The following is a 13,234-nucleotide window of genomic DNA, read 5'->3' as shown; positions in this document are numbered from 1 at the left end:
GTAGGAAGATAATATGGATTACAGACTTTTATTGTTCGAAGATGGCAAGTATACGGAGAGGGTAGTAGATGGAAAGTCACTAGGTGAGGTGACGCTGTTTTGCCGTGCCATTAATGAAGCGGGAGAGACAGAACTTGCACTTCCCAACCAGTACGAAGCGCTTGCTACAAGAGGGAAGCAAGTGGTGAAAATAGGGAATGCGGTGTCATGCGTAATTCGTCCTAACTCCGAAACTCCTTACACCGTCATAACAGGCAGAAGCCTCGAATCACATGGAGAAGTCTATGTTAATGGAGAAAAAGTTGCAGTGGCAGATCTTACTCCAGGAGATAAGATTCTGATTGGCGAAACTGAATTTATATACCACGAAGAGTGGCTAGAAATATGCGGAGTTTGTGGAGAAACATACGAAACAGATCTGATTTCATATATCGGCAAGCCAGAGCGTTTCGAAGATTTTCCAATATACAAGCGTTCACCTAGAATAATCAAGACAGAGCCTTATGCTAAGATTCAGATTAAGACACCAGATAAAGAAGAACGTCAGAAGAGAGGCGAACTCGTTAAGCGCATACTTCCTAGCTGCGTGATGATAATAGCTACGATTCTCATGAGCGTGTTCATGAGACGTGGCATGTTCATGATGGTTATGGTTGCGGCAACAGGTGCAACCATGATAATCACGGTTGTTACGTATATTGATGATAAGAAAGCTAAGGCTGCAGAGAAAAAGGAGCGCACCGAGGCATACGAGGAGTATCTACTCAAGAAGAGGAAAGAACTCTATGATAGAACCGAAGAATTTAAGGAGTCAAAGAGGTACCACAACCTAAGCCTAGTGAAGATCGAGGACGAGGTAAAGCACTATTCAAATAGGATTTACGAGAGGAATTTCAACGATGAGGACTTCTTAACCATATCGCTTGGCACAGCACCGGGAGTTCCTAGCTTCAAAATCGAGTGTGATGATGAAGGGTACGGTAGAGCTGGAGACAAGCTGTATAGTGAGATGCTTGATATATATAATAATTTCAAAGATGTTCAAGACCTCCCATATGTCGTTGATCTCAAGAAATCTCACCTAGGAATCGTTGGAAGGCCTGAATACTGTAGAGCGAGACTGAGAGATATCGTAACACAGACGGCATTCTTTCAGAGTTACCACGATGTCTGCATCGTACCAGTTGTCGGAGAGGCAAATAACTCAGAATATGACTGGATGCACTGGTTACCGCATACAGAGATTAGAAGTATCAATGTTTCTGGCGTAATCATAGGGGAAAATCAGAGAGATCAGGTGCTCGGGCACATCGCAAGAGAACTCAAGGCGAGAAGCTTGACCCGCGATGAGTCGAGGAAGGAAACTAGATTCACTCCTCACTATGTATTTCTCATCGATGAGTCAAAGCTTATTATAAATCACAGCATCATGGAGCACCTCAAGGAGGAAGGCTCGGAGCTTGGATTTACCCTTATATACATAACGCAGACGGAGAAGAATCTACCTGAGAATGTTAAGACGATACTAGAAGTAGAGGCTAAGAACGAGGGGAAGGTTCTCATGGACGAAGGGCATCTTATCAATAAGAAGCTCGAGTTTGACATGGCAAATATTGACTATGAGACATTTGCAAGACGCCTAAAACCGCTCATTCATAACAAAGGCGTTACCACGCAGATTCCAGAGAATATTTCGTTCCTTGAGCTATACGGCGTGAAATCACCTGCGGAAATAGATGTCAGGAATTTGTGGAACAGCAACGCGACTCATAGGTCGCTATCGGTACCTCTCGGTGTACGTGGCAAAGGAGATATCGTAACTCTCGACTTACACGAGAAGGCGCATGGACCACACGGACTTGTCGCGGGTACGACGGGCTCTGGAAAGTCGGAGATATTGCAGTCATACATACTGTCTTTGGCATGCAACTTCCATCCTCACGACGTTGGATTCCTGCTCATAGACTATAAGGGTGGAGGAATGGCAAACCTGTTTAGGAAACTGCCACATCTGCTCGGAACGATTACGAACCTTGATGGGGCAGAGAGCATGAGAGCGCTCGCATCTATCAAGAGTGAGCTCAAGAGACGTCAGGATGTATTTAATAGAAACGGTGTAAATAATATAAACAAATACTCGGAGAAATTCAGAGCTGGTCAGGCGACGGAGCCAATGCCACACCTCTTTATAATCTCCGACGAGTTTGCTGAGCTCAAGAAGGAGCAACCTGAGTTCATGGCAGAGCTAGTGTCGACAGCGAGAGTCGGCCGAAGCCTCGGAGTGCATCTCATACTTGCGACGCAGAAACCTACGGGCATAGTGGATGATCAGATATGGAGCAACTCAAGGTTTAAGCTGTGCCTCAAGGTTCAGAACGAAGCGGACAGCCGTGAACTTCTACATAGCGGTGATGCAGCCAATATCACAAATCCAGGACGTGCGTATCTGCAGGTAGGAAACAACGAGATATTTGAGCTCTTCCAGTCTGCATATAGTGGAGGTGCATACAGCGTTGAGAAAGAGCAGAGCGAAGCCGATGAGAGGATCTTCGTTCTCAATGAGCTCGGTCAGGGTAGGCTAATCAATGAAGATCTGAGCCTCGGCGAATCGAGCGACATAAACAAGGTTACGCAGCTCGATGCAGTTGTAGACCATATCAGGGATATATACGAAGCAGAACCATGCACAGAAGTTATGAAGCCATGGCTACCACCACTTGCTACGGAGATAATAAACCCTAATATTGCTAACATAGAGGTGGGAGAACTCCCTGATACTTCATTTGATGTCGGCATTATTGACATGCCTGATAAGCAGAAGCAGGAAGTGTATACCCATGACTTCTCGAAGTCCGGAAACATGGCGATATTCGGCACATCAAAGGTGGGAAAGTCTACAGCAGCAACTAATGCGATTCTATCGCTCTCAGCTAAGAATTCGCCAAATACACTTAATATGTACATCGTGGACTTCGGTAACACGGCGCTTTTCGCTCTTAAGGATTTGCCACAGGTTGCCGACTATATCTCCTTTGACGATACGGAGAAGTTTAGAAAGCTAAGGAATATTCTTTCAGATGAGATATCTGCGAGAAAGAAAAAGTTCGCCCGCTATAATGTCACAACCCTAGAGATGTACAATGCTTCAGGCAGTGAAATCATGCCGGCGATTGTTGTAGTTATAGATAATTACGACGTCATCAAGGAGATTGATTACGATCTGGAGAACTACTTCACCCAGCTGACAAGAGACGGAGTCGGAGTAGGAATCTACACACTTGTGACAGCAACAAGAGCAAATGCTATGAAGTATGCGGTGCTAAATAACTTTGGAGCTAGAATCTGCAACTTCATGTCCGATAGCAGCGAGATTGTTTCGCTCATCGGACGCAGTGAATACAAGTTGTCAGATATTAAGGGTCGCGCTCTAGTGAGCAAGGATAATGTGTATTTGATGCAGGAGTTTTTGCCAGTTAGATGTGAGCATAAGTCTCATTACAACACAGAATTGCAACGTATGGTTGAGGCCATTAAGAACGCGAATATTGGTACAACAGCAGAGAAGATTTCCGTCTTGCCAGATGAGGTCAACTTTGAAGAGATTATATTAGATAAGGTAGATGGAGATAACCGAATCGCAATAGGTCTTGATAGTGAGAAAGTGGCACCTTACTATATTGATAATAGATCTCAAGTTAAACTCATTCTGGGTCCTGTGCAGTCAGGAAAGACTAATGCTCTTAAAGTTATTTTGGAGCAGCTAAATAATGAGAAAATCTTTCTATTTGATTCAAGGACAAGAGATTTGGATGACTACGAGAATAGCAATAATGTGGTATATGCTGATCCAGCAAGTGATATTGGAGAATTTATTGCTAACTTTGAAGATATCATCCAGACGAGAGAGAGGGCATATAGCAAATATGATGGAAACCTCAAGATGAAAGAATTCTACGCATCATTAGATCCTATATCACTTATCGTAGAGGATGTAGATATTTGTGTTGAAGTACTAGGAAGCAAAGTAACAGAATTCAATTCACTTCTATGCAGAGGTCTTGCAACTCAGATCCATGTTTATGCAACTGCAATGTCAAATAAGCTAAAAGGATTTGATGCAGTCTCAAAAACAGTAAGAGATAACGCACAAAGTGGAATAGTACTGGGAGATCCACAATCACAGCAAATATTTGCTATTAGAAAAAATGAACTTGGTAAAGAGCGTGGGATGTCATATGTATACGAAAATGGGGTTATAGCAATGGTTAAAATTCCCCGTATGTAGAGGAGATTAATATGAGCAGCAAAGAAATATTAATAAATAGTAATACGATGAAAGGTATGGAGAAGGATGTAGCTTCATCGACAATGGGAATAAAAGAAGTCACTGCAAGAGACTATGAAACAACAATAGCCGGAAATGCAAATAGCATAGAATGTTACGAAGCTTGTAACAACGTAGTAACAGCTATGAATAATGCACTTAACAGAGATGCTAAAAAAATTGCAAAGGCGCATAATGGTTTTAAGGATTTTGATAATAAAGTTGCCAAATGCTTTGGAAAGAAATAACTATAAAATAATTGCTTAAAACAATTATAAAGGGTGAAAGTGATGTATAACAAAACAAATAAGCAAAATGACCAGCTTGAAAAGATGGAGGTTTTCTATAAAGAAATGGAAAACAATCAATTTGAAGATGATTTTGAAAGAAGAAGGGACATTGCAGGAGTAGAAGGTCAAATTGATTATTGGAAATCAGATAAGACATTAAGAAGTGTTCTTAGTGAGCAGCAGGAGCTGCTAGTTGCAGAAAAGCAAGGTCAGGAGGAGCTGATGAATTCAATGTGTGTAGAATTAAAGCGACTTCGAAAAATATGCAAAGAAAAAGAAGGAGAAAGAAGTTAATGGGCAGAATTGTTAATCCAACGCTAATGCGTATGGGAATGAATGCAATAAAAAAGAATGTAGATTCATATGAATCTAATTATCGCAAGGCTAAATCGACACTTGCTAGATATTCAAATGAAGCAATATCAGCAAAGGGAGAAGCCGTAGATGCTATGATAAATCAAGTGTTATGCTATGAATCAGTTATGGATATGTTTATCGTGGTTGCTGAAAGTATGATAAAAGACTGCGATGAAATGTCGATAAGAGTTGGTAATGAGTACCTCAATGAAGATAGCATACTCGAGATGCTTAAAGTACAAAAGGAGATAAGGCAGAGGTGCTCCGAGCGAATTGAGGACTACCGCAACAAGCAAACTCAATTTGCGATAGCATCACCACTTGCAGAACATTGCAGGATGCAGGTTAACCTCAATTCTGCAGCAAAAGAGCGAGCAGATATAGCTATTACTGCGCTGAATAACAAGATAAAGAAGATTGACGAGATTGAAAGTAATACGAACAATCTGTTTTTAGAATCGAAATCAGCTCTCGCAGAGCTGAATAAGTGCATTTCAGAGCTAGAAAAGTCTGGAAAAGGTGGATTCACATACGATAACATGCCGGCCTGGGCAGTGGCAATGAACAGTGATCTACTAGACAAGTATACGAAGAGCATGCTATCTAAAGGCAGACTAAATGAGGACTTCGTAAAGAAGTTTTCCAATCTGACCATAGCAGAGATGACGCCAGTCGAGAAAGCTGTATATAATAAATATACCGACTTCTTGCTATTCGATGCGAAGCCAGAGGATATGAATAAGGTTGTGAAGCATTATTATAAACGCACAATCGATGGTGTTCTAGAGCGAAAAAAGAGTGCAGATGAGTTGGTTGCTGCTCTTAATCTTAAAATGAATATACACTGCATGACCTCACCAAAAGATGTAGGCTCTAGAATACTTGAAAGATGCACTATACTAAGTGTGGCTCTTACTAGATCTGATGCCTATAAGATAGGGGATATCACATTGGAAGATGGACACTATCATTATAAGTACACAAAGTATCGATATTCTGACTCAAATAATGCGACACCAATAACAAGTCATGAGGAGTATACAACTGATGAAGTTTCAAGTACACCTACACTTGGTGCAGATAATCTATCTAAGCATAAAGTTGAGTACTTAAAAAAGCTGCTCAGAAAGGACCTCAAGGAAGAACTTATTAAAATGACAATAAATGTTGGATATGACTTTGCTATGCCTGAGTTAAGAATAAGCGAGAAGCTACTAAAGGGCGGGATAGAAACATACCTGGAATGTAGTGAAACAGCAGGAAAGAAAGGAGAGTTTGGAATAGACTCTGGAGGAATATCCACCGTGTCAAACAGTTTCAAACTTAGAACATCTATGGCAATTCCTGAAACGAAGGAAGGAGAGCTAATATATAATATGTATCCAACAAACGAAACGGCTGATAGAGTTAATTTTTATAATGAAGTCTTTAAGCACTATGGTAAAGATCCTATAAAGTTGGATGAGGCGCTCAATTATCCTGAAGATGCGAATAAAAACTTGAAGAACCTTGAGGCGCAGATGAAGAAAAAACCATATAAATATAATAATGATGATTTTAAGGACTTGGGCAGACTAAACGAGGCATATCTAAAAAAATAAACATGAAATAGTATTATCTGATAGGAGAATAAATAAGTGAAAAGAATAAAATACAAAGTAGAAATTTCAGTAATTATATTGTCTATAATAGTAGTGCTATGTGGCTGCAATTTATTCGTTACAGATAAAGATAAGTTCTATATGGATGAAAATCTAGACTACAGTCTTTCGAGGATAGATATAGAGAAAGCAGGAAAAGATATCTCAATCCCAGCGAAGGTTGGGGATAAAACAGTGTGGAGAATAGATCTTACAGACCCATACTATTCCCAAATTGATTCGCTAGATGTCAGCAGAGTAAAAGAACTAGAATCATTTGAATTAGTGTTATATGCAGAAAAGAATAAGTCTAAATTAAAAAAGCTTGATTTTAGCAAAAATAAGAAACTGAGACTTATAGTAATTGGTCAAACTAAGGCTTTAAAAAATATTAAATTTAATAATAAGTGTGATTACATTTATTTAAAAGGGACCTCTATTAAAAAAATAGACCTACAATCACTGGAAAAGCTTGATAATTTTTCATATTTTAATGGACCTCTTGAAGAACTAGATATTTCAAACAATCCAAACCTTGAACATATATGGATTAAAAATACAAATATTAAGGTTTTAGACGTATCAAAGAATCCAAAACTAAAGAAAATAACTGTCGATGAAGGTACTCAAATAATTGGACCAACGAATGCACAGATAGAGTATAACAAAAAGACTGAATAGTCTGATGGCATGAAAGTTGTTAAAGTAAAGATTTTACTTTCATGTCGACGCAGACCAAAGTAATCACTCTTATGTATTACAGGCGGTATGTTAGAAAGAGTGGGAATAAAGATATAGGCATAGTTATAAGCGGAACGATAACTATGCCTATATTTGCATAAACTCACTAGTGCTCGTAAGGATAAGATGACTACCGCCACAAACAAACTCAATTTGCAACATTGACACCACTTGCGGAACATTGCAGAATGCAGGTAAACCTCAATTATGTAGCAAAGGAGCGAGCAGATGTAGGAGTAGTATACAACTGATGAAGTCTCAATTGCACCTACACTTGATGCGGATAATCTATTGTAAAAGCTACATATTTCTGATTCATGTCTGATTGACACTAGTTAATATAGATAATATAATATTCAAGTGCTCTTAGGCAGCTTGCGGTTTGTAGGGGGTCCTGCGCAATGGGATACTGTGAACCATGTCAGGTCCGAGAGGAAGCAGCATTAAGCGGGACATCTCATGTGCCGCAGATTCGCCTCCTACTGATCGCAAGGTGTCTAAGAGCTCGATTAATATATGGGATTGCGTAATATGAGACGCATCCGATTACTACGAGGAGGTACGATATGCATCTGGCACTATATAGGTCTGAAAGACCGGAACGCTTTGAAGAGATAATCGGACAGAAGCATATTGTGAAGATACTTCGCAATCAGATCAAGAAGGGAACGGTGAGCCAATCGTATCTGTTTGCGGGAACCCGAGGCACGGGTAAGACGACGACAGCGAGGATTCTTGCAAAAGCAGTTAACTGCACCTGCAGCGAGCCCGGCGTAGACCTACCGTGTGGTGAGTGCGCTAATTGTAGGGCGATTACAGAGGGGAGATTTCTCGATGTCGTAGAGCTGGACGCAGCATCCAACAATGGTGTGGAGAGCCTAAGGCAGATTACCGAATCAGTGCAATATCCGCCAACCGTTGGAAAGTACAAGGTCTACATCATAGACGAGGCGCACATGCTCACCGATTCGGCGGAAAATGCTTTCCTCAAGACACTTGAAGAGCCACCAGCGCATGTAATATTCATACTGGCGACGACCAACCCGGAGAAGATCAAAGCGACGATAAAATCAAGATGCTTAACGCTGAACTTCAGGCATGTCTCGGAAAATGATCTGCTGGACGGCATGAGAAGGATTTGCCAGAAGAAGGCGATTAACATAGAAGAAGATGCCCTAGCCGTTATTGCCCGCAAGGCAGACGGTTCCGTACGAGATGCGCTCAGTCTGCTCGAGCAGTGTATAAACGCTGGTGATGAGCTTATAACCAGAGAGCTGGTGCTGGAGTATACGGGCGGCGCAGGAGATGATTTCTATATAGAGCTAACAGATGCGATTAGGACAGGGGAAGCTGGAACGGCGCTCGCTGATATAGACAGCATGGTGAGGATAGGTAAGGATGCCAAGCAGCTGCTTTCGGACTGGCTAATGCACTACAGGAATCTCATGATTTGCAAGTACGTGCAGGACCCTTCGGAGCTTGTAAATGCCTCAAGCGAGAACACTGTGAGAATCGTCGCACAGGCAAAGTCTCTGAGTGACGAAGCGATAAATTATGGCATTCGCTTGCTTTCGGACACCGTCAATAAGGCAAAGTTCTCGACTATGCCGAGGATTTTGCTAGAGACATGTGTTATTAAACTTATCGTAGGTGAGAGTGCGGAAGTCAGGACTGAGCCAGTTCGTATAAATGCGAATATCTCTATGAGCGCTAGGACTCCAAGGACCGAGGCAGGGACTGCACCAGCGACGAGTAGTGCACAGCGGTTGAATGCCAAGGCAGAGAACCATAGACCAGAGTCAATAAGCGCAGAAGCTTCGCAATCAGGAACACCAAAGGAGGAGCCGCAAGCTACAAATGCTTACGAGAAGCAGGTTCAGCCTCGTCCAAATGCCAGTGCGGAGAGAGCGCAGGATGTAGAGGAACCACAGCCTCTATTCGAACAGAAATTTAACCCACTCGAGGGGGCACCACCAGATAGGCACATCGTGGAGTTTGAAGCAAATCATAATCTTGATGAGATGTGGGATAGAATCTGTGACCAGATGGCTAGAACAGATGCGATGTTCATGGCGATGGTTGCGAAGTACACGAGACTGGTCGATTTACACGGTAGCGAACTTACCGTAGAGGTTAAGAAGACCAAGAGCCTGATGGCTGATGATGCACTAGACGAGCTCAACAGGATAACTAAGGCCTTATATGGTGATAAGTTCTACATCACGCTTAGAGTTGTGGAGTATAATCCGGCGGATGCAAGGGAGCTTAGCCAAGTTGAAGAACCTGGGCTTCAGAGGTTCGATGAGGAACTCATTGATGCAGCAGAGGAAAAAGACGAGATAGCCAAGGAAGTGGCGAAGGATGTAGCTGACTTTTTTGGCGTAGATAAGATAGACATTAAATAGCACATATTGGAGGAGAAAATCATGGGAAAAGGTATGAGAGCAGGTAAGAAAAAGAAGGTTGGCGGTGGTGCTGGTAACATGCAGCAGCAGATGAAGCAGCTTCAGGCTATGCAGCGCGATATGGAGGCTGCGCAGGCTTCTATCGCTGAGCAGGAGACAACTGCAACTGCTGGCGGCGGTGCAGTTGAGGTTACTGTTAACGGTAACAAGGAGATCACAAAGCTCGTAATCGATAGAGACGTTGTTGATCCAGATGATGTAGAAATGCTTCAGGATCTCATCATGGCGGCTGTAAATGAGGGTATGCGCCAGATCGATGCAATCGCTGAGAATGAGATGGGCAAAGTAACAGGCGGGCTCAACATCCCTGGACTAGGACTGTAGAAAGGCGTTCAGATGAGGCAGTATCCAAAGCCACTGAACAAGTTAATAAATGAGCTGTCTAAGCTGCCTGGAATTGGTGGCAAGACCGCACAGCGTTTAGCGTTCCACATTCTTGCGCTTGAGGAGAGCGAGGCAACAGCTCTTGCAAATTCAATCGTGAACGCCAAGAGAAGCCTTCATTACTGCTCGGTGTGCGGCAACTTGACAGATACCGATCCGTGTGAGATTTGCAGTGATGAATCGCGGGATAGGACTAAGGTATGTGTTGTCGAGACACCGCAGGATGTGATTGCGATGGAGCGGGTAAGGGAATTTAAAGGACTGTATCATGTGCTTCACGGTGCTATTTCGCCGGTAGAGGGCATCGGGCCTAACGAGATTAATCTCAAATCGCTGATTACTAGGCTCCAGCAGCACGACGAGGTAGGCGAGATAATCGTGGCAACTAACCCCAATATCGAGGGTGAGGCGACTGCCATGTACATAGCTAGGCTGCTAAAGCCATCTGGCATCAAGGTGACGAGAATTGCGCACGGTATTCCAGTAGGTGGAGACCTAGAGTATGCCGATGAAGTCACGCTTCTCAAGGCGATGGAAGGAAGACGAGAGATATAACTGAAGATGAGTCGGTGCATGAGACAGACTAAAGGCTGTGCACCGACTATTTTATTTGCATTATTTCACTCGGTGTGTATTATAATTAGTTTGAAGGGAGTAGCCAAGATGCCTGAACTAGTAGAGGTTGAAACTGCGAGAAGGATTCTCGCACCACAAGTAAGTGGCTGCACAATCGAAGATGCCGAGGTGAGACTGGCAAAGAGTATCAAGAATTACAGTCCCGAAGAGTTCAAGAAGCTGGTGCTCGGTAGTAAGTTTGATACCGTACTGCGCCGTGGTAAATTTCTGATTTTCAACATGCTCACACCGAAGCATGAAGGTGCGCCAGAGGAGCTCAAACTCGTAGCTCACTACCGCATGACTGGCGTTCTCTTGGTGACGCCACCTGGGTATGAGGAACTCAAGCACACGCATATTGTGTTTAAGCTGCGAGATGATGACGGCACCGAGAAAGAGCTCCGCTATATCGACCAGAGGCAATTTGGCGGTATATGGGCTATAACGACAGGTGCAGAATTTAGAGCGACCGGTATCGGGCAGCTCGGAGCAGAGGCGACGGACGATACACTTGAAGGAGAGTATCTGAAGGGTCATCTAGCGAAGAGAAAGTCTGCCATCAAGACGGGGCTCCTTGACCAAAGCGTTATCGCAGGCCTTGGAAATATTTACACCGACGAAATCCTATACCGCTGCGGAATTATTCCGACTAGAGCTTGTAATTCGCTTACTGATGATGAGTGGCAGGCTCTCGCCAGTGAGATTCCGAAGATGATAAATTTCATGATAGAAAAGAATCAGATTTCTGAAGAGGACTATTTGGCAGGAAAAGGGACGGATTATAGAAATACTCCATTTCTGCAGGTATATAATCATGCTGGAGAGGAATGTCAAAAGTGCGGAAGCAAGCTTGAGAGAGCTGTGATTGCAGGCAGGAGCAGTGTGTACTGCCCTGAGTGTCAGGAGTGATTCTTGTGATATGATTAAGGTTAGGAGCGATGAAATATGGACAAAGTTTACGAGATAGAATATATAAATCATAGGTTGTCAAATTTATTTATGATTCCACTAGGTGCAGCTGCACTTTTCGTTGCTGATAAATTACCTATAATTGAAAATTTATTGATTAATATGGCATGCAATATAATTTTTGTTTTTCTTGTTTGCATAATATTTAGTCGTATTTCAAATTTTTTCTTTCGAAAAAATGGAGTTGTAAAACTCACTAATAGTGAGCTAAAAGTCACTCTTGACAACAAAGAATACGATTATTATCTATCAGATATAAAAGAGATAATTATGGCTTATAGGGCCCCTTTTGGGATAGGGTTATTAGGTAACTGCATTACTCTCATAATAAAACCTAAAGAGGGTAAATCACTAAGCATTATATCAGTTAGAAATTTTAATAAAAAAAGAATGGAAGACCATAAATATTCGAAAATATTTAATCATATAAAGGAACTTAATCCTACAATGGATTTTGAAGCATCCATAACGGGTAATTTTTTCGTATTAAAGAATCACTCGTGCAAATAAAAATATATGTTCAACGCGTAAATGCTGTCAGGGAGATTAAAGTGTGATATATCAAGATCGTGAAAATACTTTGATTCCCACAACAAAAGGTGGACTTAATGTCCACCTTTTGTTCGTTTTCGTGAATCGAAGCCCGTGAGATTCTTCACGACTTCGCTAGCTATTGCAAGCCCCGCAGCAGCAGGGACAAATGGGGTTGAGCCAGGAGCCACTCTGCCTGCAGTTCCTTTGCACTCAGCCTCTCCGCCCTCCGGGATGACTGGCACGATAGGCTCCTCAGTGGAACAGAGAACTTTTACACCTTTAATTCGCCTATCTTTGAGTCCTTTCCGTATAACCTTGGCAAGCGGATCCATCGATGTCTTGGTGATGTCCATAATGGCTAGCTTCGTAGGATCTATTCGGTTTCCACACCCCATGCAGGAAATTATCGGAACTTCCACACTTTTGCATCTCTCGATGATATCGAGCTTAGCTGATACAGTGTCGACGGCATCCACAACATAGTCGTACTTGGTGAAGTCAAAATTCTCCGCAGTTTCAGGCAAGTAGAACATCTGGTGTCCGCGCACCTCGCAGTCTGGGTTCAGTGTCTTAATTCGCGACTCACACACCGCTACCTTGCTTTCGCCGATAGTATCATGGGTAGCGATTATCTGCCTATTTATATTTGTCAGGCTGACATTGTCGTTATCGATGATGTCAAGAGCACCAACACCAGCTCTAGCGAGCGCTTCCACCACGTAGCCACCGACGCCGCCAACGCCAAACACCGCAACTCGGCAGCCCTTCAGGGTCTCGATTGCGTCTTTTCCATATATTAATTCACTTCTTGAAAATTGATTAATCATATACTCGCAGGGGACTCGAACCCCTGTGCTTTATACCAAAATTTACAAAGTCAAATCGCTAAAATATATTGCAATAAATCACTGAAAT

General features: G+C 42.5%; 11 protein-coding genes and 1 other RNA gene. 11 read left to right on the top strand and 1 reads right to left on the bottom strand.

Annotated features, from left to right (window positions below; translation table 11 throughout):
• The first annotated feature begins 13 nt into the window (after positions 1-13).
• From essC to C5Q96_RS05995, 11 genes are all read left to right on the top strand, one after another.
• Positions 14-4,285, top strand: a complete 4,272-nt coding sequence (gene essC, locus C5Q96_RS06045; RefSeq protein ID WP_106057501.1) for a type VII secretion protein EssC — start codon at positions 14-16, stop codon at positions 4,283-4,285.
• Positions 4,286-4,296: 11 nt separating this feature from the next.
• Positions 4,297-4,572, top strand: coding sequence for a TIGR04197 family type VII secretion effector (locus tag C5Q96_RS06040; RefSeq protein ID WP_106057500.1), 276 nt, complete (start codon positions 4,297-4,299; stop codon positions 4,570-4,572).
• Positions 4,573-4,614: 42 nt separating this feature from the next.
• Positions 4,615-4,908 (top strand): hypothetical protein, encoded by a 294-nt coding sequence (locus C5Q96_RS06035; protein ID WP_106057499.1) that lies wholly within the window; start codon positions 4,615-4,617, stop codon positions 4,906-4,908.
• The gene (locus C5Q96_RS06030) at positions 4,908-6,572 is read left to right on the top strand and encodes a hypothetical protein (protein ID WP_106057498.1); all 1,665 of its coding nucleotides are present in this window, start codon (positions 4,908-4,910) and stop codon (positions 6,570-6,572) included. The genes C5Q96_RS06035 and C5Q96_RS06030 overlap by 1 nt, the downstream gene beginning before the upstream one ends.
• A 36-nt stretch (positions 6,573-6,608) precedes the next feature.
• Positions 6,609-7,292, top strand: coding sequence for a hypothetical protein (locus C5Q96_RS06025; protein ID WP_106057497.1), 684 nt, complete (start codon positions 6,609-6,611; stop codon positions 7,290-7,292).
• A 371-nt stretch (positions 7,293-7,663) separates the two neighbouring features.
• Positions 7,664-7,877, top strand: an RNA gene (ffs, locus tag C5Q96_RS06020) — signal recognition particle sRNA large type.
• A 41-nt stretch (positions 7,878-7,918) separates the two neighbouring features.
• Positions 7,919-9,757, top strand: a complete 1,839-nt coding sequence (gene dnaX, locus C5Q96_RS06015; protein WP_106057496.1) for a DNA polymerase III subunit gamma/tau — start codon at positions 7,919-7,921, stop codon at positions 9,755-9,757.
• Positions 9,758-9,778: 21 nt separating this feature from the next.
• A complete protein-coding gene (locus C5Q96_RS06010) occupies positions 9,779-10,141 on the top strand; it encodes a YbaB/EbfC family nucleoid-associated protein (protein ID WP_106057495.1) in 363 nt (120 codons plus the stop codon).
• A gap of 12 nt (positions 10,142-10,153) precedes the next feature.
• On the top strand, positions 10,154-10,756 hold the full coding sequence (gene recR, locus C5Q96_RS06005; RefSeq protein ID WP_106057494.1) for a recombination mediator RecR: 603 nt from the start codon (positions 10,154-10,156) through the stop codon (positions 10,754-10,756).
• An 18-nt stretch (positions 10,757-10,774) separates the two neighbouring features.
• Positions 10,775-11,725 (top strand): bifunctional DNA-formamidopyrimidine glycosylase/DNA-(apurinic or apyrimidinic site) lyase, encoded by a 951-nt coding sequence (gene mutM, locus C5Q96_RS06000; protein ID WP_158696706.1) that lies wholly within the window; start codon positions 10,775-10,777, stop codon positions 11,723-11,725.
• 36 nt (positions 11,726-11,761) lie between these two features.
• Positions 11,762-12,295 (top strand): hypothetical protein, encoded by a 534-nt coding sequence (locus tag C5Q96_RS05995; protein ID WP_106057492.1) that lies wholly within the window; start codon positions 11,762-11,764, stop codon positions 12,293-12,295.
• 95 nt (positions 12,296-12,390) lie between these two features.
• Here the strand turns inward: C5Q96_RS05995 and C5Q96_RS05990 are convergent, their stop codons facing one another.
• Positions 12,391-13,146, bottom strand: a complete 756-nt coding sequence (locus C5Q96_RS05990; protein ID WP_106057491.1) for a tRNA threonylcarbamoyladenosine dehydratase — start codon at positions 13,144-13,146, stop codon at positions 12,391-12,393.
• Between the last annotated feature and the right edge of the window lie 88 nt (positions 13,147-13,234).

It is taken from the genome of Mogibacterium diversum (assembly GCF_002998925.1).
GTDB classification, from domain to species: domain Bacteria; phylum Bacillota; class Clostridia; order Peptostreptococcales; family Anaerovoracaceae; genus Mogibacterium; species Mogibacterium diversum.
Note: the sequence above shows the minus strand (reverse complement) of the source record. Positions and strands in the feature narration are given on the sequence as shown.